Here is a 19,060-nt window from a genome sequence, read left to right as displayed (position 1 = left end):
TTCATGCGTCTTCCCTCCCTCCTTCGCCGCACGCCCTTCCGGCTGACGCTGCTGTTCCTGGCGCTGTTCGTGGCGGCGGCGGGGGCGATCCTGGCCTATGTCTATTTCGCCTCGGCGTCCGAGGCCCAGGCGCGGGCGCGGACGGATGTGGAGACCGAGCTTGAGGCCCTGACCGCCGTCCACCGCACGCGCGGGATCGACGCCCTGAACCAGGCCCTGGTCGAACGAACGATCCGGGGCGGTCCCTATTTGTATCTGCTGACCGGGCCGGACGGGAAGATCGTCACCGGCAACCTGTCCGTCATGCCCTTCGATCTCGACGAGACGCCTCAGGCGGGCCGGGGCGAGTGGAGCACCTTCCGCCTGACCGACACCGATCCCGACGGCCGGGTCGAGACCCGACGCTCCATCGGGGTGATCATGCCCCTGGCGGGCGGCGACACCCTGTTCGTCGGCGAGGATATCGGCGGGATCGAGGAATATCTGTCGCGCCTGACCCAGGCCCTGTGGGGCGCCATGGGTCTGGTCATGCTGTTGGGGCTGGCCGGCGGCCTCTACATCAGCCGCCGGGTCGAAAGCGCCATGGGCGGGCTGAACCGCGTCGTCCAGGCGGTGCAGGACGGCGACCTGAAGCAACGCGCCGTCATCCGCCACACCGGCGACGAGCTGGACGAGCTGGGCCAGGGACTGAACACCATGCTGGATCGGCTGGAGGGGTCGATGGCCTCGATCCGCCATGCCGGCGACGCCATCGCCCACGACCTGCGCTCGCCCCTGACCCGGATGCGGGCCAAGCTGGAGGTGGCCCTGATCGACGCCGAGGCTGGCAAGATCGACGGTGTCGACGCCCTGGGCATCGCCCTGGACGAGGCCGACCATCTGCTGAAGACCTTCAACACCGTCCTGGCCATCGCCCGTCTGCAAGCCGGGGGGGCGCCGGACCCCAAGCTCATGGACGCCGCCGAACTGGCCGCCGACATGGCCGAGCTTTACGAACCGGCGGCCGAGGACAAGTCCATCGACTTCTCGTCCGAGGTCGAGACCGGCCTGATGATCGAGGGCAACCAGCCCTTCCTGGCCCAGGCCCTGGCCAATTTGATCGACAACGCCATCAAATACACCCCGGCCGGCGGGGCGGTGAAGCTGCGGGCGCGGCGGCGGTCGTCGGGCGAGATCGAATATTCCGTCACCGACACCGGCCCCGGGGTGCCGGAAGAGGACCGCGAACGCGTGGTCCAGCGCTTCGTCCGCCTGGACAACAGCCGCACCGAGCCGGGTTCCGGCCTGGGCTTGTCGCTGGTCACGGCGGTGGCCGAGGCCCACGGCGGCCGGGTGGTGCTGGACGAAGGCCCCGGCGCCTATGACGGCTTCGGGCCGGGGCTGCGGGTGGCGCTGGTGCTGCCCCCGGCGAGCCAGAACTAGATATTTCCGCTCATCCCGGCGAAAGCCGGGACCCAGTCCTTTGGGCGCGCGGCCTTGTGATCCGTGTCAGGATCGTGGTCCAACGCTGTGCCGAGCGAAAGCACTGGGTCCCGGCTTTCGCCGGGATGAGCGGAAGAGTGGAATGCCTGATCCCAAGCCCCAACCCCTGTTCGAGATCCTGACCTCCGCAGGCCCCGTCGCCAACCCCGCCGCCGCCGAACGCCTGCTGGAAACCCTGACCCAGGCCGCCGAGGCCGACGGCTGGCGCGACACCCTGGACGCCGCCTGGCCCGCCCTGGCGCCTGTGGCCGGCGCCTCGCCCTATCTCGCCGGCCTGATGCGTCGCCGCCCCGCCCATCTGCGCCGCCTGCTGGAGACCAACCCGACCTCGGGCCTGATCCGCATTCTCGCCGACACCGACGCCCTGGACGCTGAACCCGATGATGTCCGCGCCCCGCTGCGGGTGTTGAAGGCCGATCTGCACCTGCTGACGGCCCTCGCTGATCTGGGCGGGGTCTGGGATCTGGATCAGGTCACCGGCGCCCTGTCCAGCTTCGCCGACGCCGCCTGCCGCGCCGCCCTGCGCGCTGTCGCCGCGGAACAGCGCGCGCGGGGCCGGCTGATCTCGCCACCGGACGATGCGCGCGGCCCTGTCCCCGGCCTGTTCGGCCTGGCCATGGGCAAGCATGGCGCGAACGAGCTGAACTATTCGTCCGACATCGACATCTCGCTCTTCTTCGAGCCGCGCCTGATGGGTCTGGCCCTGCGCGAGGGCGAGGAGATGCAGGACTTCGCCAACCGGGTCGGCAAGGGGATCGCCACCCTGCTGACCGAACGGACGGCCGACGGCTATGTCTTCCGCGTCGATCTGCGGCTGCGGCCCGACCCGTCCTCGACCCCGCCCGTGGTCGCCGGGCCGATGGCCCTGGCCTATTACGAGAGCGTCGGCCAGAATTGGGAGCGGGCGGCCTTTATCAAGGCGCGGCCGGTGCTGGGCGACCAGCGCGCCGCCGCCCGGTTCGTGAAAGCCCTGCGCCCCTTCGTCTGGCGCCGCAGCCTCGACTACGCCGCCGTCCTCGACATCCAGTCGATCAAGAAACAGATCCACGTCCACAAGACCGGCGAGGGGCTGCAGGCCGCCGGCGCCAATCTGAAACTGGGCCGGGGCGGCATCCGCGAGATCGAATTCTACGCCCAGACCCAGCAATTGATCCTGGCCGGCCGCGACCCCGACCTGCGCGCGACGCGGACCCTGGACGCCCTGACGGCCCTGGCCCAGGCCGACCACATCCCCGTCGCCGTCGCCCAGGAGATGTCCGCCGCCTATGTCGAGCTGCGCGGCCTGGAACACCGGGTCCAGATGCTGGACGACGAGCAGACCCACCGCCTGCCCGAGGACGCCCAGGCCCGCGCCGCCGTCGCGGCCCTGGCCGGCTGGACCGACCTGGCCGCCTTCGACGCCCATGTCGAGGCTCTGCTGGTGCGGGTCAACACCCGCTACGGCGAACTGTTCGAGGGCGGCGAGGAGCTGGATTCCAGCTATGGCAGCCTGGTCTTCACCGGGGTCGAGAACGATCCCGAGACGCTGGAGACCCTGCGTCGCATGGGCTTTTCGGAGGCGCCCTCGGTCGCCGACACCATCCGCTCCTGGCACCACGGCCGCATCCCCGCGACCCGGACCGAGCGGGGGCGCGAACTGTTCACGCGGCTGGCGCCCCGCCTGCTGGAGGCTCTGGCGCGGTCCGGCGCGCCCGACGACGCCTTCCGCCGGTTCGCCGTCTTCTTCTCGGGCCTGGCGGCGGGGGTTCAGGTCCAGGCCCTGTTCCTGAACCAGCCGAAACTGTTCGAGATGGTGCTGGGCGTCATGGCCTTCGCGCCGCGTCTGGCCCGGACCCTGGGGCGTCAGCCGGCGGCCCTGGACGGGGTGCTGGACGCCCGCTTCCTGGCGGACCTGTCGGACGAGACCGGCCTGACCGAACAAATGCTGCGCGAAGCGGACGAGACGGAAGATTTCGAAGGCGCAATGAACGCCGTGCGCCGCCTGCACCGCGAACAGATGTTCCGTATCGGCATCCACGCCCTGACCGGCCGGGCGGGACCCGAAGCGGCCGGCCGCGCCTACGCCGCCCTGGCCGACGCCGCCATGCGCACCCTGTCCCCAGCGGCTTTGGCCGAAACCGAACGGTTGGGCGGCGGCTTCCCTGGAGCGGTGGCCGTGGTGGCCCTGGGCAAGGCCGGGTCGCGCGAGATGACGGCCGGGTCCGATCTGGATCTGATGACCCTGTACGACGCCCCGCCCGAGACCGTGTCCGAGATCAAGGGCTGGACCGCCGACGTCTTCTACGCCCGCTTCACCCAGCGGCTGATCGCGGCCCTGTCGGCCCATACGGCCGAGGGCGGCCTGTACGAGGTGGACATGCGCTTGCGGCCCACAGGGTCCAAGGGGCCGGTGTCGGTGCGGCTGTCGACCTTCGACGACTATTACGCCGGTGAGGCCGAGACCTGGGAATTCATGGTCCTGACCCGCGCCCGCGTCGTCTGGGCCAGCGATCCGGTCTTCGGCGACCGGGTCTCGGCGGCGATCGAGGCAGCCTTGCGTCGGCCCCGCCCCGGCGTCGATGTGCCCGCCGACATCCGCAAGATGCGCGCCCTGATGGACCGCGAACGTCGCCCGCACGGCTTCTGGGATCTGAAGCTCTCGCCCGGCGGCCAGGTGGACGCCGAGTTCGCGGCCCAGTACCGCCAGCTCCAGGCCGCAGTGGCGGGCGAGGCCCTGACGCTCTCGACTCTGGAGGCTCTGCACGACGACCCCGTCCTGGCCGAGGCCTGGCGGGTGCAGCAGCGGCTGGCCCATCTGCTGGCCGCCGCCTTCGAAGGCCGGGTCGATCCCGAGGCCGAGCCGGGGGTCTTCCAGCTGCGGCTGGCCGAGGCGGCGGGGGCGCAGGACTTTGCGGCGCTGAAGACCGAACTGACCGAACTGCGGGCGCGGGCGCGCAAGGCCTTCGAACGGGCGGTCCCCGCCGGTCGCGAAGAGGGCCGCGACGGAGATTAGGCCGGGCTGCGTTCAATCTCCTGACAGGGCATGTCGAAGGCCGCGAAAAGCGGTCTCATGGAGATATCGAGATGAGAAAGATCTTTCTGAACAGCCTCAGCGCCGTCGCCTTGGCTGCGGCCATGGGCGCCGTCGCCGGGGCCGCCACCGCCGAGGTTCCTCCGCCGCCTCCGCCGCCGCCGGCTGATGCGCCCCCGCCGCCGAATGACATGGACGGTCCTTTTGAGGACGCTCCGGATCGTGACGCCGACCTGACCCGCGCCGCCTTCGTCGATGCGCGCGTCAGTCGCCTGACCGCCCTGGACGCCAACCGCGACGGCACGGTCAGCGTCGCCGAGCGTGAGGCCGCCATGCAGACCAAGCGCGCCGAGCGAGCCAATGAACGCTTCGCCAAGCTGGACGCGAACAGCGACGGCGCCATCAGCCGCGCCGAGTTCGACGCCGGCCGTCCTGAGCGTGCTGACCGCCCCGAGCGAGCCGACGGCGACGACCGCGGTCCCCGTGGCGAGCCCGGCCCGGGTCGCGGCGGCCCTCGCCATGCGATGCGCGGTTCCGGCGGTCCTGAAGGCCCCGGCGCGCCGGGCGGACCCGAAGGTCGCGAACCCGGCCCCGTGGTGATCGCCGAAGTCGCCGCCAAGCTGGGCGAGCGCTTCGACAAGATGGACGCCGACAAGAACGGCGTCGTCACCGCCGAGGAACGTCGCGCCGCCATGCCGGCCCGTCGCGGCGAGCGTCCCGATCACCGCCGCCATCAAGGTCCGGGCCAAGAACCGGCTTCCCCGCCCCCCGCTTCGGAGTAAGAACAGTGTCGGGGTCGGCCTTCGCTTGCGAATCGGTCCCTTTCGTCAGCAGCGGAAGAGGCGGGTTTGGTCGCGATCGTCGACCCCGACGAGGATCTGGTGCGCCGCGTGGGTCAGGGCGACCCGGCGGCCGCGCAGACGCTTGTCGCGCGCAAGCTGCCGCGCATCCTGGCCCTGGCCCAACGGATGCTGGGCGATGCGGCCGAGGCCGAGGACGTCGCCCAGGAGACGATGCTGAAGGCCTGGCGTCAGGCGCCGAAATGGACCCCCGGCAAGGCCCGGTTCGACACCTGGCTGCACCGGGTGGCGCTGAACCTCTGCTACGACCGGCTGCGGCGGCGGCGCGAGATCCCTACGGACACGCCGCCCGACCGTCCCGACGAAGGCCCGGCGCCGGATCGGGGTCTGCTGGCGGCCGAGACGGGCGTGCGGGTCGATGCGGCGCTGAAACGCCTGCCGGACCGACAGCGCGAGGCGCTGGTCCTGTGCCATTATCAGGAGCTGTCCAATATCGAGGCGGCCGCCCTGATGGAGATCAGCGTCGAGGCGCTGGAGAGTTTATTGTCGCGCGGACGCCGCGCACTGCGTCTGGCCCTGGCGGATATAGCCCCAGGGGCGAGTGAAGGAGACGGACGATGAAGGCGGAACGGTTGCACGCCCTGGCGGAGGCTTACGGCGCCGACCTGCGTCGGTGGCCCGCGTCCGAACGCGCCTTCGCCGAGACCCTGATCGCAGCCGACCCGTCGCTGCGATTCGTGCTGGATCAGGCGGCGGCCCTGGACGCCCTGCTGGACGCCTCGCCCGCCCCGACGCCCTCGGCCGATCTGGCGGCGCGTATCCTGGCCGCCGCCCCGAAGACCAAGGCTCGTCGCTTTCATCTGGACCGGATCGCCCTCTATCTCGGCGCCGGCTGGGCGGCGGCGGCCTGCGCCGGGGTTGTCGCGGGCGTGGGCCTGACCACCCATGTCACGGCCAATGAGCGGGCCGATGCGGTCCTGTATCAATCCACCCTGGTCGCGGTGGACGACACGGAGGTTCTTGGATGAGCGGTCGCACGCTGAAGATCGCCTTGGCGGCGTCGGTGGCGCTGAATCTGTTCGCCCTGGGGGGCGGAGCGGCCTTTCTGATCAGCCGCGCCAAGGTGGACGAACGGGTGGCCGAACAGCGCCGTCCCGGCCGCGAAGGCGGCTTCCCCCAGTTGATCGCCCGGCTCAGCCCGGCGGCCCGCCAGGAGGTTCGCCTCTCGATGCGCGCCGTCGCCCTGTCGGCCCGCCCGGACTTTGAGGCGGCGCGCGAGGCGCGGCGTCAGGCGATCGAGGCGGTCAAGCAGCCGCAGATGGATCCGGCGCGCGTCCAGGCCCTGCTGGACCAGTCCCGCACGGCGGAACTGCGCGGCCGAGCGCGCCTCGAAGGCGGGACTATCGCCATGCTGGAGAAGCTGGACGTCCGCGACCGGGCCGCCCTGGCCGAGCTTCTGGCCCGCAGGGGGCCAGGCGGCGCCGCGCGGGGCGACGGAAAGCCTCTGCCCCCGCTGCCGCCCCTGGACGCGCCTCCGCCACCCTGATCCCGCGCCCCCCGATCCGTCACCCTCGGGCTTGTCCCGAGGGCCCACGGCGGAGACAGACTCCACCTAACCGCTTGAAGGCGGGCGTTTCCGCGTCCTGCGTTCGTGCGCGCTGAACCGTGGGCCCTCGGGACAAGCCCGAGGGTGACGGGTGACGGGTGACGGGTTGCGGGGAGGGGGCTTAGCCCTTCGACGCCCGGAACGCCGCCACCGCATTTACGGTCGCGCGGACCTTGGCCTCGATAGCGGCCCAGTCGCCCGACTTGACGGCTTCGTCGGTCACCAGTTTCGATCCCATGCCCGCCGCCACGATGCCGGCGCCGAACCATTTGGCGATCGAGGCCTCGTCCGGATCCACCCCGCCGGTCGGCATGATCTTGACCCAGGGCATCGGCCCCTTGACCGCCTTGACGAAGTCCGGCCCTCCGACCGACGAACCGGGGAACAGTTTGACGATGTCGCAGCCCAGCTCGTGCGCCTCGCCGATGTCCGTCACCGAGCCGCAGCCGGGGAAATAGGCCACCATGCGCCGGTTGCAGACCTTGGCCACGTCGGGGACCAGGCAGGGGCTGACCACGAAACGCGCGCCCCGGTTCAGGTACAGCGACGCCGTGCCGCTATCGACCACCGAGCCGATGCCCAGCACCACCTCCGGGTCGGTCTTGATCAGTTCGCGATTGATCTCGCCGAACAGGTCGCAGGCGAAGTCGCCGCGATTGGTGAACTCCACCACCGGCGCCCCGCCGCGCGCGCAGGCGCGAATGACGTTCAGGCTGACCTCGGGATCGGGATGATAGAAGACGGGGCAGACGCCCTGGGTCTCGAGCGCCTGAAGCACGCTGACGCGATCATGGGCCATGTCTTACATCTCCGCCTGTCCCGAGCCACGCCGGAACGCCTGTGTTGCACCGACCGGTCGCCCGGCCCTGTCCCTGCTTATCCCAGCCGCCGCCGAAAGCGAAAGCCGCGCGGCCGGGTTCGTAGCGCTGCGGCGGAACATATTGTTTCACCCGGCGTCTTCGACCTCGTGTCCAAAACCGGTTAGGAGCCGGGCCAGCAACAGGAGCCCCCGCCATGATGACCGCCATCTTCGTCTTCATCAAAACCGAGCTGGGCTACGCCAATGACGTAGCCGCCGACATCGTGGACAATGTCGAGAACGTCTCCGAGGTCTATTCCACCTCGGGTCAGCACGACCTGCTGGCCAAGTTCAACCTGCCGCGCGACGCCGACATCGGGACCTTCGTCACGAAACAGGTCCAGACCCGGCCGCATGTCCGCGACACCTTCACCGTCATCACCTTCTCGCCCTTCCTGCCGTCCAAGGGCTGAACGGGCCCTCGCGACAGGGTGACGTTGGCGCATCGGGGGGCTAAACCGACGCCATAGGGAGACCCCATATGACGCGATCCAACGCGCCCGCCTATCAAACCGGCTTCGGCAATCATTTCGCCACCGAGGCCGCGCCCGGCGCCCTGCCGACGGGCCAGAACTCGCCGCAGAAGACGCCCATGGGCCTGTACGCCGAACAGCTGTCCGGCACGGCCTTCACCGCCCCGCGCGCCGAGAACCGGCGCAGCTGGCTGTACCGCCTGCGCCCCTCGGCCCAGCACGGCCCCTATGTGGCCTTCGACCAGGGGCGCGTCCGCTCCGGCCCCTTCGACGAGACCCCGCCCAATCCCAACCGGATGCGCTGGGACCCTCTGCCGATCCCCGAGACCCCGACCGACTGGGTCGAAGGCCTGGTGACCTATGGCGGCAACGGCGAGCCCGACGCCGGAACGGGCGCGGGCGTTCACCTGTATGTCGCCAACCGCTCGATGGTGGACCGCGTCTTCTACGACGCCGACGGCGAACTGCTGATCGTGCCCCAGCAAGGCGCGCACCGCTTCGTCACCGAGATGGGGGTGATCGAGGCCGATCCCGGCCACGTGGTCCTGATCCCGCGCGGCGTCCGCTTCCGCGTCGAGATCGACGGGCCCGTGCGCGGCTATGTCTGCGAAAACTACGGCAGTCCCTTCCGCCTGCCGGACCTGGGCCCCATCGGCGCGAACGGCCTGGCCAATCCGCGCGACTTCGAGACGCCCGTCGCGGCGTTCGAGGACGTGGATCGCCCGACCCAGTGCGTTCAGAAATACGGCGGCCGTCTGTGGGCCACGACCTTCGATCACAGCCCGCTGGACGTGGTGGCCTGGCACGGCAATCTCGCGCCCTGCCGCTATGACACGGCGCGGTTCAACACGATCAACACCGTCAGCTACGACCACCCCGATCCGTCGATCTTCACGGTCCTGACCAGCCCGTCCGAGACGCCGGGCACGGCCAATATCGACTTCGTCATCTTCCCGCCGCGCTGGATGGTGGCCGAGCACACCTTCCGGCCGCCCTGGTTCCACCGCAACGTCATGAGCGAGTTCATGGGGCTGGTGACCGGCGCCTATGACGCCAAGGCCGGCGGCTTCGCCCCCGGCGGCGCCAGCCTGCACAACCGGATGAGCGGCCATGGCCCGGATCAGGCCAGCTACGAAGGCGCGATCCAGGCGGAACTGAAACCGCACAAGATCACTGACACCCTGGCCTTCATGTTCGAGACCCGGGCGCCGATCCGGATCACGAAATGGGCGTCGGAATCACCGCAGATGCAGCTCGACTACGACGACGTCTGGTCGGGCTTCACCAAAGGACAGGTCAAATGATCCGTATCGCCCTCATCGCCGGCGCAGCCCTGCTGGCCGCCGCCTGCACGCCCCAAACCACGGGCGCCGGCTCCGACGCCCCGATGCAGAGCGCTGACGCCTCGGCCTGCGCCACGCGGGGCGGCACGATGAAACAGGTCGGCCGGATGCAATCCTGGCAGTGCGTGATCGCCTACGCCGACGCCGGCAAGCGCTGCACCGACGGCGACCAGTGCCAGGGCGACTGCCGCGTCGAAGGCAATACCGGCATCGCGGCGGGCGCGACCACGGCCGGCGTCTGCCAGGCTGACAGCGACCGTTTCGGCTGCAATACCCCGGTCGAGGACGGCAAGGCCGGCGCGACCCTCTGCATCGACTGAGGCGCAAAAGTTTAGGGCGGAGCGGGCCTCGCCCTTATGCCCGTCATCCTCACCGGTCTCCGTCGTCATTCGCCCTCTAAGGCCGTCATCCTCGCCCTTGTGGCGAGGATCCATACTCCCGGTGCATCCGCAGGGCGCTTCCTCGTTGAGACCGGGATTATGGATCCTAGGGGCAAGCCCTAGGATGACGGCGTGAGAGGGGGGCGCCCCCTCAATCCCCGTGCTTGCCGTTGCTGGAAAACTCCGGCGGCGCCGCCTTGTGCACATACTGCTCCGCCACCAGCCAGGCCTTGAACGGCCGCAGGCAGCCCAGACACATGGCGACCAGGATCGGCAGGGTGACGACCCCATGCACCCAGATCGGCGGCTTCACCGAGAAGTCGAACACCATCAGCAGGATCATCCCCACCACCCCGACCGCCGTCATGACGAAGAAGGCGGGGCCGTCCGCCGGATCGGCGAACCCATAGTTCAGCCCGCATTTGGCGCAGGATTCGCGCAGGGTCAGGTAGCCTTTGAACAAGGCCCCCTGGCCGCAGCGGGGGCAGCGACAGGCCAGTCCGGTTTTCAGGGTGCTCAGGCGCGGATAATCGATCATGACCCCAACATGGGCCGGATTTCGCCCGATGTCGCGGGGACGAACCGTCTTATTCGTGGAATCCCGGTCGATGTCGGTTAACCGCGATTAAAGAGCTTGTGAGGCAAGGCTCCACGGATATGTCCGGGACCTCGCACAGCAAGCGCCTCCTGAAGTCGACCGTGGCCGCCGCCGCGGCCGGCGCGCTCGTCTTTGCGCCCCTGGCCCCCCTGGCCCAGGAGGTCGGTCGGTCCAGCGATCCGCTGTCGATCAGCATCGGCCAGTCCAGCGAGTTCACCCGCGTCGAGTTCGGCGGCGTCATCGGCGTGCGCAGCCAGGTGCGGCGCGAGGACGACAAGGTCATCATTCGCCTGGGCGTGTCCGCCGCGCCCGACGTGTCGCGCCTGCGGGTCGATCCGCCACAGGGGGTCAAGGCCGTCGAGACGCGGATGGCGCGGGGCGGGGCCACCGATCTGGTCATCACCCTGGCCGAGGGAGCGGACGCCCGGTCCGGCGTCGCTGACGGCGCCGTCTGGCTCAACCTCTACGCCCCGGGCAAGGCGCCGGAACCGACGCAGGAAGAACGGGCGACGCTCGTCAATTCCGTCGTCCCCGTCCGCGCCGTCTCCTCGCCCGAAAAGACGGTCCTGACCTTCCAGTGGGGCGCGCCGGTCGGCGCCGCCGTCTTCCGCCGGGGCGAGGCCGTATGGGTGGTGTTCGACACCGCCGCCAAGATGGATCTGACCGGGGCCAAGGCCCTGGGCCCCGCCAAGGACGCGCGCTGGGCCGCCGGTCCCGACTATACCGCCGTCCGTATCGCCGCACCCGACGGCCTGGCCGTCGCCGCCGAGGGCCAGGGCGGAACCTGGACCGTCACCATCGGCGGTCCGTCCGCCGGCGCCTCGGGCGTCGAGGTTGATCGGTCGGACGATGGTTCGGCGACCCTGGTGGCGCGGATGGCCGGGGCGACCAAGACCGTCTGGCTGACCGATCCCCTGGTCGGCGACCGGTTCGCCGCCGTCACCGCCCTGGCCCCCGGCAAGGGGTTCTCGGGCACGCGCAGCACCGTCGATCTCAGCCTGATCCCGACCGCCCAGGGTCTGGCGGTCGAAACCAATACCGACGATCTGAAGATCGACGCCGAGGGCGACCTGGTCACCCTCAGCCGTCCCCAGGGCCTGACCCTGTCGCCGCCGTCGGCGATGCTGGAGGCGGCGGATCACGAGAGCGACGCCCCGAAACGCGCGGACCACCCGGCCCTGATCCTCGAGGAATGGGCGACGACCGGCGAGGAGGGCTTCTCCGAACGCTACCGCCGTCTTCAGGACGCGGCGGCCCAGGAAACCATCGACGGAACCGACAATCCCCGCGCCCCCATCGCGGCGCGGATGGCCCTGGCCCGTTTCCTGGTCGGGTCGGGCCTGAACTACGAGGCCATCGGCGTCATCAACGCCCTGATCGCCAAGGCCCCCAATATGCAGGGCGAGCCCGAGGTGCGGGGTCTGCGCGGCGCCGCCCGCGTCGGCGTCGGCCGGCTGGAAGAGGCTCAGGTCGATTTCGCCGGCTCGGCCCTGTCGAGCGATCCTTCCGCCAAGGTCTGGCAGGGCTATATCGCCGCCGAGCAGGGCGACTGGGAAGGCGCCCGCCGCGCCTTCGCCGCCGGCGCCTCGGTCATCGACGACTTCCCCAAGGAATGGCGCGCCCGCTTCGGCGCCGCCCACGCCCTGGCCGCCATCGAGACCAACGACCTGCCGGCCGCGCGCCAGCTGCTGGATTACGTCTTCAGCCAGAACGCCTCCGCCGCCGATCAGCTGACGGCCCGTGTGGTTCAGGCCCGCCTGTTCGACCTGACCGGCGACAAGAACCGGGCGCTGGCGGTCTACAAGGCCGTGGCCAAGGCCCCGCTGGACGGCATCGCCACCCCCGCCAAACTGGGCGCCATCAGTCTCGAGATGGAAAAGGGCGCGCTGACGCCGGACCAGGCGGCCCAGCAGCTGGAGTTGCTGAAGTGGCGCTGGCGCGGCGACGCCACCGAGCTGGCGGTGGTCCGCAAGCTGGCGAACATCTATCTGCAGCAGGGCCGTTATCGCGAGGCGCTGGACGCCCTGCGCGGCGCCGGCAAGCGGATGGCTGACGTGCCGGGCGCGGCCGAGATCCAGGCCGATCAGTCCAACGCCTTCCGCGCCCTGTTCCTCGAAGGCGCCGCCGACGGCTTGCAGCCGGTCCAGGCCCTGGCCCTCTTTTATGATTTCCGCGAACTGACCCCCATCGGCGCCGACGGCGACGAAATGGTGCGGCGTCTGTCGCGTCGCCTGATCGACGTGGATCTGCTCGATCAGGCCGCCGAACTGCTGAAGCACCAGGTGGACGAACGTCTGGACGGCGTCGCCCGCGCCCAGGTGGCCACCGATCTGGCCACCGTCTATCTGATGGACCGCCAGCCGGAGAAGGCGCTGCAAGCCATCTGGGGCTCGCGCTCCACCCTGTTGCCCACTGCGGTCAATGCGGAACGCCGGGCGTTGGAGGCTCGCGCCCTGATGGACCTGGGCCGCTACGACCATGCGCTGGAAGTGCTGGACAAGGATCAGTCCGGGGCGGCGCGCGAGGTGCGGGGCGACATCTTCTGGAAACAGCAGAAATGGGCCGAGGCGGCGCCCCTGTACGAGGCCCGGCTGGGCGACCGCTACAAACAGGCGGGCGTCCCCCTGACGCCGGTCGAAGAGAGCTGGCTGGTGCGCGCCGGCGTCGGCTATTCGCTGACCGGCAATCGTGCAGGCCTGGACCGGTTGCGCGGCCAGTATTCGCCCTTCATCGCACGGGCCCGGTCCGCCAACGCCATCCGCGTGGCTCTGGACGATGATCTGTCGGGCGTGGCGGGGGTGGCCGATTTTTCGGGCCTCTCGGCCAATGCCGACACCTTCGTCGGCTGGGTCAATGCGGCCAAACAGGATTTCAGAAAAGAAACGGGCGGGAATCGCCCAGCGACTCCCGCCCGTTGATCAGCAGATCGATCCCCGCAGGGACCGAAAAACCTTAGCCGTTGACGGCGTCCTTCAGCGGCTTCGAGACGCGGAAGCGGACGGCCTTGGAGGCGGCGATCTTGATGGTCGCACCCGTGGCCGGGTTGCGGCCTTCGCGCTCGGCGCGAGCGGCGGTGTCGAAGACGCCCAGGTTCGAGATGCGCACGTCGCCGCCGGCCTTCAGGCTGGCGTGGATGTTTTCGACGATGGCGGTCAGCACCTTGCCGGCGTCGGCCTGCGAGACACCGGCGTCCTTGGCGACGGCGGCGATCAGTTCGGCTTGAGTGGTCATAAGAAACATTTCCAGTGTTAGTCGCCCGATTCAGGGCGAGGACTGGGGGATCAACACGGATTTCGCCCGGTATTGCAAGCGGGTAAAAGGCCCAAAGCCTTATGGGGCGGGGATTATCCGGCGCCGGCCCCCCGCTGGAAGCTTTCGACCAGGCTTCCCGCAACCAGTCGCCAGCCGTCCACCAGCACGAAGAAGATCAGCTTGAAGGGCAGGGACACCACCACGGGCGGCAGCATCATCATACCCATGGACATCAGCACGCTGGCGACCACCAGGTCGATGACAAGGAACGGAATAAAAAGAAGAAATCCGATCTCGAACGCCTTCTTCAGTTCGCTGATCATGAAGGCCGGCGTGACCACGCGAAGCGGCAGCTCCTGCAGGTTGGTCGGCGCCTCGACCCGGCTCAACCGGGTGAACAGGGCCAGGTCCGAACGGTCCACCTGGGCCAACATGAAGGTTTTGACAGGTTCGGACGCCGCATCGAAGGCCTGGGGCAATTCCATCTGCTGATCCAGCAGCGGACGGATGCCCGAATCATAGGCGTCCTGCCAGGTCGGGGCCATGACGATGGCGCTCAGGAACAGGGCCAACGACACCAGGACCGCGTTCGGCGGCGACTGCTGCATGCCCAGGGCCGTCCGCAACAGCGACAGAACCACGACGATTCGCACGAAGCTGGTGGTCATGATGACGATGGACGGCGCCAGCGACAGCACGGTCATCAGCCCGACCAGTTGCACCACCCGCTGGGTCAGGCCCGCGCCCGTTCCCAGGTCGATGTTCAGCGACGATCCGCCCGCCGCCGCATCCTGGGCGAAGGCCGCCAACGGCCAGGCCAGGCAGACCAGGGTGGTGAACAGCGACAACAGAGCCGCGCGCTTCAGCTCGGACGCGGCGGGAACCGCGAAGATCTTCTCCCTCCCCTTCATGGGGAGGGACGGCGAGGCGCAGCCGAGCCCGGGTGGGGCAGTCAAAGCCTCGCTCACGCCCGTTCGGGCCCCACCCCGATCGCGACGCGATCGCCCCTCCCCATGAAGGGGAGGGAGAAGGCCGGGGCCCCTCACTTGAACAGCTCCGTCTGGCGCGGCTCGATCAGTTCGCGGCCTTCGCCCAGCAGGATCAGCCGCTCTTCCTCGTCGATTCGCACCAGGACCAGCCGCCGCGCGGGGTCCAGCACCAGGGTCTCGACCACCTGCATCCGCCGTTCGCCACGCTGGGCGTTCAGCTTGGCCATCAGCTGCGGCGCATAGCGACGCGCCGCATAGGCGGCCAGGCCGATCAGACCCAGGGTGAAGGCCAGGCCGAAAACGGCGCGGGCGAGATCAAGGAAATTCATACGCTTAAGGCCCCGCGCTGTCGGCGCTGTTCCTGGAGTCTTAACCACCACGGTTAACGATGGGTTTAGATAACGGCCTGTTAACCATGCAGGCGGCATTTTCTGCCTATCGCGCGCATCCGCGCTACGGGAGATCGCCATGGGCGTCGCCGACATTCCGCTGCTGGGGCAGATCAAGGGCCGGCTGGGCTGGCTGGACGAGCGTCAGCGGGTCATCGCCTCGAACGTCGCCAACGCCGACACGCCGGGCTTCGTCGGCCGCGACCTGAAACAGCCGACCGACTTCGCCGCCGCCATGCGGTCGGGCGGGGGACTGCCGATGGTGCGGACGAACAAGGCGCACCTGGCCCCCGCCGTCAGCGCGCCGCACTTCGACTCGTCCAAGTCGCCGGATTCCGAGACCACGCTCGACGGCAACTCGGTGGTGGTCGAGGAGCAGATGCTGAAGATGGCCGAGAGCCGCATGGCCTATGACGCCGCCATCGGCTTCTACCAGAAATCCATGTCCATGCTCCGCATCGCCGCGCGCAAGCCCGGCGCGGGCTGAGACGAAGGACTGATCCATGCCTGATCCCATCCCCCCCTCGAACAGCGCCATGGCCGTGGCGGCCTCGGCCCTCAAGGCCCAGCAGTCGCGCATGCGCGTGATCGCCGAGAACATCGCCAACGCCCAGTCCACCGCCCGCACCCCCGGCGGAGAGCCCTATCGCCGCCAGATCCCGGTCTTCCAGGCGCGCGAGGTCGATGGCGCGACCGGCGTCACCCTGGCCGAGGTCCGGCCCGACGACAGCGATTTCAAGATGGACTACGACCCCTCGCACCCGGCCGCGAACGCGCAGGGCTATGTGATGCGGCCCAACGTCGACACCCTGGTCGAGGCCATGGACATGCGCGAAGCCCAACGCGCCTACGAAGCCAATCTGAACGTCATCGAGACGGCGCGGTCGATGGACAGCCGCACCCTCGACATCATCAAACGCTGAGGACTAGGCCATGAACCCGATGATGGCCGCTCGCGCCTACGCCGCCGTCCAGGGCTCCGCCATGCCCACGGCGGCGCAACCGCCCGCCTCCGGCGACAACGGCTTCGCCGACCTGGTCAAGAACGCCATGACCGACATGACGCAGCAGTCCAGGGCGGCCGAGACCCAGATGACCCAGTCGATTCAGGGCAACGGCAATCTGATCGACGTGGTGACCGCGCTCAGTTCGGCCGAGGCGTCGTTGGAAACTGTCATGGCCGTCCGTGACCAGGTGATTTCCGCCTATAAGGAAATCATGGCCATGCCGATCTGATCGGCGGCGTCTGACCTCAAAGCGGACGTCGGCTCAGGCTGACCTGTCCGCCGGCCGAGGCGGTCTGCACCAGCTCGCGCCTCTCTCCCTCCAGCCTCAGCGCCGTCAGCACGCCGGTGGCGTAGGCGCCGGTGTCCAGACCGATCCGGCGGTGATCTGCGTGGACGGCTTCCGTGGGCGTATGGCCATGGACGACGATCTGCTCGAACGGGGCGGAATGGTTCAGGAACTCGTGTCGCACCCACATCAGCTGCTGCGGGTCCTGCTGGTCCAGCGGCACGCCGGGTTCGGCCCCCGCATGGGCGAAGAAATAGTCCCCCAGGCTGAAACTGTATTCCTGGGCGGCGAGGAAGGCGCGCTGTCTCGCGTCCACGGCGGCGTTCAGGGCTTCGCAGGCGGCGGTCCAGCCGGCGGCGTCGGCCTTGTCGAACGGCGGGCTGACGCCATACGAGGCCAGGGCCTCGCGCCCTCCATAGTCGCACCACCCCGGACCCATGTCTGGATCGACCAGAAAGGCCTCCATCCGGTCCTCGTGATTACCGCGCAGGAAGTGCAGCTCGAACATGCCCCGGCTACGCAGACCGGCCAGCAGGTCGATGACCCCCTTCGAGTCCGGCCCCCGATCAATATAGTCGCCTAGGAAGATCAGCACCTTCCGGCTGGCGGTCGAGGCCTGAAGGTCCGCGATAATCGCCTCGACCAGGGGCGACAGCAGGTCCAGCCGCCCATGGATGTCCCCCACCGCCCAGGCTGCCGTGTCCTCTGGCGTCGAGGCCTTGCGGCGCTCGGATTCCAAAGGGCGACGTTTGAACAGTTTGGAGAACATCCTCTTAGATCAGCAGCCGCCAGGGGCTTGGCAAGGCTTCAGGTTCAGAAGAAGCGCTCGCCGATGCGGATCGTGTCGCCCGGCGCCACCTGGGTCGCCGTGGTCAACGGATAGGCCTGTTCGCCGGTCCCGTCCGCGCGCTTGATATACACCTGCCGCGTATTGGCCCGGTAGGTGAAGCCTTCCGCCGTGGCGACCGCGTTCAGAACCGTCAGATTATTGGTGTAGGGATATTCACCCGGCTTGTTGACCTCGCCCAGAATATAGAAGGGGCGATAGTTCAGAACCTCGGCCGAAACGCGCGGCTCGTTGATATAGCCCTTCTTCAGGGACTCGGCGATCTCGGTCTGGAACTCGGTGATGGTCAGGCCCGCAGCCTGGACCTCGCCGATCAGGGGCATGGAGATGCGGCCGCTGCCGCCGACGATGAACTCGCCCGTCAGGCCTTCTTCGCCATAGACATTGACCCGAACCTTGTCCGCCGCGCCCAGCCGATATTCAGGCACGGTGCGGACCACGCTGGGATCCACGGAGGTCTCCGCCAAGCCGGCCGCCGCCAGGGGGCCCGCGCCGCACGCAGCCACGGTGAACATCAAGGTGAGGCCCAGAAGAGCCGCACTCAACCAATTCCGCATGATCATCATCCCTCGCTTCATTCCAGCATAGCGCAAGCCGCCTCATGTTTCCAAGGCGATGCATGCGGCGCCGCAGCAAAGATCGGGCCGAAGATGAAAACGCGCTTAATGCGGCTGAAACCAATCTTCTACAGCACCGCTAAACCGTACTTCTAAGGCTCATATTGATACGGCTCAGGCAGGGTGATCCCATGAAACAGGGATCGCCCATGTCGATTGTTCGCTCGCCGCGCCGTTCCGGCGTGATCGGCGGCGCCGTCTTGGCCGCCGCCGTCTTCGTTTCCGGCGCCGCCGTGGCGGGGCCCCGTCCCGCCGGACCCGCGCATATGCCGGTCGGCGCCGCCGCCGCTGCGCCCTCCGGTTTCCTCGACTTCTGCGAGCGCTCGCCGCGCGACTGCGTCGCTCCGGGCGAGCAGGTGAACCTCGCTGAGATGCGCGCCCGCGCCAATTCTCTCTATTGGGCCGGCGTTTTCGGACACACCCAACAGGTCGCCGCCAGTCGCCCGGCCGCGACCCGGCAGGCCGCCGGCGCCTCTAACGGATTCGACTGGAGCCGCGTCTTCCCCCAGCGCGCCGCCGCACCCGCCGTGTCGGATCCGCGTCGTGAAGGCTTCGCCGTGGCGATGGAAGACGTCGCCGCGCCGGCCGTAGAAGCTGAAGCCGTTCAGGGCGATGCCGCCCCGTCCGCCGAGGATTTCGGTCGCGACGTCTCGGCCCGCGTCAAGGATCTGGACCGGCCCTGGGCGCGTCCGGCGCCGGTCAAGACTGCGCCGGTCATCGCCGTGTCGGACAGCGACTGGAAGGCGATCGGCGACATCAACCGCCAGGTCAATCGCCAGATTCGCAGCGGCTCGGACGCCCGAGTTTACGGTGTCGGCGACTATTGGGCCGTGCCCAACGGCGACCGCGCGCGCGGCGATTGCGAAGACTATGTCCTGGCCAAGCGACGCGCCCTGGTGCGCGCCGGCTATCCGGTCGGCGCCCTGTCCATCGCGGTGGTCGAGACGCGCTGGGGCGAGGTCCATGCGGTGCTTCTGGTGGCCACGGACCGGGGCGACTACGTTCTGGACAATCTGACCGGCCGTATCTCGCGCTGGGATCAGGCCGACTATAGGTGGCGCGAGCGTCAGGCTCCCGGCAAGACCTTCGAATGGGTCCGCATGGCGGGCTGAGCCCGCTTTC

21 protein-coding genes are annotated in these 19,060 nt (G+C 69.0%); 14 read left to right on the top strand and 7 right to left on the bottom strand.

The window, feature by feature from the left end:
* Positions 1-3: 3 nt before the first annotated feature.
* The 6 genes from ACW177_RS14855 to ACW177_RS14830 all read left to right on the top strand — a co-directional run bounded on the left by ACW177_RS14855 (position 4) and on the right by ACW177_RS14830 (position 6,838).
* Positions 4-1,422 carry a sensor histidine kinase gene (locus tag ACW177_RS14855; RefSeq protein ID WP_492026445.1) on the top strand — a complete coding sequence of 473 codons (1,419 nt, stop codon included), beginning with the start codon at positions 4-6 and terminating at the stop codon, positions 1,420-1,422.
* A gap of 142 nt (positions 1,423-1,564) precedes the next feature.
* Positions 1,565-4,474, top strand: coding sequence for a bifunctional [glutamine synthetase] adenylyltransferase/[glutamine synthetase]-adenylyl-L-tyrosine phosphorylase (locus ACW177_RS14850; RefSeq protein ID WP_492026444.1), 2,910 nt, complete (start codon positions 1,565-1,567; stop codon positions 4,472-4,474).
* 71 nt (positions 4,475-4,545) lie between these two features.
* The gene (locus tag ACW177_RS14845; RefSeq protein ID WP_492026443.1) at positions 4,546-5,274 is read left to right on the top strand and encodes an EF-hand domain-containing protein; all 729 of its coding nucleotides are present in this window, start codon (positions 4,546-4,548) and stop codon (positions 5,272-5,274) included.
* A gap of 66 nt (positions 5,275-5,340) precedes the next feature.
* Entirely contained in the window at positions 5,341-5,913 is a 573-nt protein-coding gene (locus ACW177_RS14840) for an RNA polymerase sigma factor (protein ID WP_492026442.1), read from the top strand.
* Positions 5,910-6,320, top strand: coding sequence for a hypothetical protein (locus ACW177_RS14835; RefSeq protein ID WP_492026441.1), 411 nt, complete (start codon positions 5,910-5,912; stop codon positions 6,318-6,320). The genes ACW177_RS14840 and ACW177_RS14835 overlap by 4 nt, the downstream gene beginning before the upstream one ends.
* Complete coding sequence (locus ACW177_RS14830) at positions 6,317-6,838, top strand: periplasmic heavy metal sensor (RefSeq protein WP_492026440.1); 522 nt, start codon at positions 6,317-6,319, stop codon at positions 6,836-6,838. Before ACW177_RS14835 ends, ACW177_RS14830 begins: the two co-directional genes overlap by 4 nt.
* Before the next feature lie 181 nt (positions 6,839-7,019).
* Here the strand turns inward: ACW177_RS14830 and ACW177_RS14825 are convergent, their stop codons facing one another.
* Positions 7,020-7,697 carry a bifunctional 4-hydroxy-2-oxoglutarate aldolase/2-dehydro-3-deoxy-phosphogluconate aldolase gene (locus ACW177_RS14825; protein ID WP_492026439.1) on the bottom strand — a complete coding sequence of 226 codons (678 nt, stop codon included), beginning with the start codon at positions 7,695-7,697 and terminating at the stop codon, positions 7,020-7,022.
* 215 nt (positions 7,698-7,912) lie between these two features.
* Between ACW177_RS14825 and ACW177_RS14820 the strand changes: the two genes are divergently transcribed.
* The 3 genes from ACW177_RS14820 (at position 7,913) to ACW177_RS14810 (ending at position 9,893) form a co-directional block, all read left to right on the top strand.
* On the top strand, positions 7,913-8,170 hold the full coding sequence (locus ACW177_RS14820; protein ID WP_267515525.1) for an Lrp/AsnC ligand binding domain-containing protein: 258 nt from the start codon (positions 7,913-7,915) through the stop codon (positions 8,168-8,170).
* Between the two features lie 68 nt (positions 8,171-8,238).
* Entirely contained in the window at positions 8,239-9,534 is a 1,296-nt protein-coding gene (gene hmgA / locus ACW177_RS14815) for a homogentisate 1,2-dioxygenase (RefSeq protein ID WP_492026438.1), read from the top strand.
* Positions 9,531-9,893, top strand: coding sequence for a hypothetical protein (locus ACW177_RS14810; RefSeq protein ID WP_492026437.1), 363 nt, complete (start codon positions 9,531-9,533; stop codon positions 9,891-9,893). The genes hmgA and ACW177_RS14810 overlap by 4 nt, the downstream gene beginning before the upstream one ends.
* A gap of 211 nt (positions 9,894-10,104) precedes the next feature.
* Here ACW177_RS14810 and ACW177_RS14805 read toward each other — a convergent pair whose 3' ends face one another.
* Positions 10,105-10,491, bottom strand: a complete 387-nt coding sequence (locus ACW177_RS14805) for a DUF983 domain-containing protein (RefSeq protein WP_492026436.1) — start codon at positions 10,489-10,491, stop codon at positions 10,105-10,107.
* Positions 10,492-10,652: 161 nt separating this feature from the next.
* Between ACW177_RS14805 and ACW177_RS14800 the strand changes: the two genes are divergently transcribed.
* Positions 10,653-13,469 (top strand): tetratricopeptide repeat protein, encoded by a 2,817-nt coding sequence (locus ACW177_RS14800; RefSeq protein ID WP_492026435.1) that lies wholly within the window; start codon positions 10,653-10,655, stop codon positions 13,467-13,469.
* 34 nt (positions 13,470-13,503) lie between these two features.
* On the opposite strand, the gene ACW177_RS14795 is transcribed toward ACW177_RS14800, so the two are convergent.
* The 3 genes from ACW177_RS14795 to ACW177_RS14785 form a co-directional block, all read right to left on the bottom strand.
* Positions 13,504-13,782, bottom strand: a complete 279-nt coding sequence (locus ACW177_RS14795) for an HU family DNA-binding protein (RefSeq protein ID WP_008263548.1) — start codon at positions 13,780-13,782, stop codon at positions 13,504-13,506.
* A 113-nt stretch (positions 13,783-13,895) separates the two neighbouring features.
* Positions 13,896-14,714 (bottom strand): flagellar type III secretion system pore protein FliP, encoded by an 819-nt coding sequence (fliP, locus tag ACW177_RS14790; RefSeq protein ID WP_492026434.1) that lies wholly within the window; start codon positions 14,712-14,714, stop codon positions 13,896-13,898.
* A gap of 131 nt (positions 14,715-14,845) precedes the next feature.
* On the bottom strand, positions 14,846-15,121 hold the full coding sequence (locus ACW177_RS14785; RefSeq protein WP_492026433.1) for a flagellar biosynthetic protein FliO: 276 nt from the start codon (positions 15,119-15,121) through the stop codon (positions 14,846-14,848).
* Positions 15,122-15,260: 139 nt separating this feature from the next.
* On the opposite strand from ACW177_RS14785, the gene flgB reads away from it, so the two are divergent.
* The 3 genes from flgB to fliE are packed head-to-tail and all read left to right on the top strand — an operon-like array spanning position 15,261 to position 16,417.
* Positions 15,261-15,668: a flagellar basal body rod protein FlgB gene (flgB, locus tag ACW177_RS14780; RefSeq protein ID WP_492026432.1), complete on the top strand. Its 408-nt coding sequence runs from the start codon at positions 15,261-15,263 to the stop codon at positions 15,666-15,668.
* A gap of 16 nt (positions 15,669-15,684) precedes the next feature.
* Positions 15,685-16,104, top strand: a complete 420-nt coding sequence (gene flgC / locus ACW177_RS14775) for a flagellar basal body rod protein FlgC (RefSeq protein ID WP_395942763.1) — start codon at positions 15,685-15,687, stop codon at positions 16,102-16,104.
* Between the two features lie 10 nt (positions 16,105-16,114).
* Positions 16,115-16,417 carry a flagellar hook-basal body complex protein FliE gene (gene fliE, locus ACW177_RS14770; RefSeq protein WP_492026431.1) on the top strand — a complete coding sequence of 101 codons (303 nt, stop codon included), beginning with the start codon at positions 16,115-16,117 and terminating at the stop codon, positions 16,415-16,417.
* A gap of 16 nt (positions 16,418-16,433) precedes the next feature.
* Here the strand turns inward: fliE and ACW177_RS14765 are convergent, their stop codons facing one another.
* On the bottom strand, positions 16,434-17,243 hold the full coding sequence (locus ACW177_RS14765) for a metallophosphoesterase family protein (RefSeq protein ID WP_492026430.1): 810 nt from the start codon (positions 17,241-17,243) through the stop codon (positions 16,434-16,436).
* A 44-nt stretch (positions 17,244-17,287) separates the two neighbouring features.
* A complete protein-coding gene (locus ACW177_RS14760; protein ID WP_492026429.1) occupies positions 17,288-17,878 on the bottom strand; it encodes a polysaccharide biosynthesis/export family protein in 591 nt (196 codons plus the stop codon).
* 209 nt (positions 17,879-18,087) lie between these two features.
* On the opposite strand from ACW177_RS14760, the gene ACW177_RS14755 reads away from it, so the two are divergent.
* Positions 18,088-19,050, top strand: coding sequence for a transglutaminase-like cysteine peptidase (locus ACW177_RS14755; RefSeq protein ID WP_492026428.1), 963 nt, complete (start codon positions 18,088-18,090; stop codon positions 19,048-19,050).
* Positions 19,051-19,060: the final 10 nt, after the last annotated feature.

The organism is Brevundimonas sp. AVps23W (assembly GCF_058681395.1).
Note: the sequence above shows the minus strand (reverse complement) of the source record. Positions and strands in the feature narration are given on the sequence as shown.

Excerpts from the sequence above, each read along its gene's own strand:
- hmgA (WP_492026438.1), top strand. The coding sequence starts at position 8,239 with ATGACGCGATCCAACGCGCCCGCCTATCAAACCGGCTTCGGCAATCAT.
- flgB (WP_492026432.1), top strand. The coding sequence starts at position 15,261 with ATGGGCGTCGCCGACATTCCGCTGCTGGGGCAGATCAAGGGCCGGCTG.
- ACW177_RS14755 (WP_492026428.1), top strand. The coding sequence starts at position 18,088 with ATGTCGATTGTTCGCTCGCCGCGCCGTTCCGGCGTGATCGGCGGCGCC.
- ACW177_RS14850 (WP_492026444.1), top strand. The coding sequence starts at position 1,565 with ATGCCTGATCCCAAGCCCCAACCCCTGTTCGAGATCCTGACCTCCGCA.
- ACW177_RS14785 (WP_492026433.1), bottom strand. The coding sequence starts at position 15,121 with ATGAATTTCCTTGATCTCGCCCGCGCCGTTTTCGGCCTGGCCTTCACC.
- ACW177_RS14765 (WP_492026430.1), bottom strand. The coding sequence starts at position 17,243 with ATGTTCTCCAAACTGTTCAAACGTCGCCCTTTGGAATCCGAGCGCCGC.
- ACW177_RS14855 (WP_492026445.1), top strand. The coding sequence starts at position 4 with ATGCGTCTTCCCTCCCTCCTTCGCCGCACGCCCTTCCGGCTGACGCTG.
- fliP (WP_492026434.1), bottom strand. The coding sequence starts at position 14,714 with ATGAAGGGGAGGGAGAAGATCTTCGCGGTTCCCGCCGCGTCCGAGCTG.
- ACW177_RS14835 (WP_492026441.1), top strand. The coding sequence starts at position 5,910 with ATGAAGGCGGAACGGTTGCACGCCCTGGCGGAGGCTTACGGCGCCGAC.
- flgC (WP_395942763.1), top strand. The coding sequence starts at position 15,685 with ATGCCTGATCCCATCCCCCCCTCGAACAGCGCCATGGCCGTGGCGGCC.
- fliE (WP_492026431.1), top strand. The coding sequence starts at position 16,115 with ATGAACCCGATGATGGCCGCTCGCGCCTACGCCGCCGTCCAGGGCTCC.
- ACW177_RS14805 (WP_492026436.1), bottom strand. The coding sequence starts at position 10,491 with ATGATCGATTATCCGCGCCTGAGCACCCTGAAAACCGGACTGGCCTGT.
- ACW177_RS14825 (WP_492026439.1), bottom strand. The coding sequence starts at position 7,697 with ATGGCCCATGATCGCGTCAGCGTGCTTCAGGCGCTCGAGACCCAGGGC.
- ACW177_RS14845 (WP_492026443.1), top strand. The coding sequence starts at position 4,546 with ATGAGAAAGATCTTTCTGAACAGCCTCAGCGCCGTCGCCTTGGCTGCG.
- ACW177_RS14760 (WP_492026429.1), bottom strand. The coding sequence starts at position 17,878 with ATGCGGAATTGGTTGAGTGCGGCTCTTCTGGGCCTCACCTTGATGTTC.
- ACW177_RS14810 (WP_492026437.1), top strand. The coding sequence starts at position 9,531 with ATGATCCGTATCGCCCTCATCGCCGGCGCAGCCCTGCTGGCCGCCGCC.
- ACW177_RS14820 (WP_267515525.1), top strand. The coding sequence starts at position 7,913 with ATGATGACCGCCATCTTCGTCTTCATCAAAACCGAGCTGGGCTACGCC.
- ACW177_RS14795 (WP_008263548.1), bottom strand. The coding sequence starts at position 13,782 with ATGACCACTCAAGCCGAACTGATCGCCGCCGTCGCCAAGGACGCCGGT.
- ACW177_RS14830 (WP_492026440.1), top strand. The coding sequence starts at position 6,317 with ATGAGCGGTCGCACGCTGAAGATCGCCTTGGCGGCGTCGGTGGCGCTG.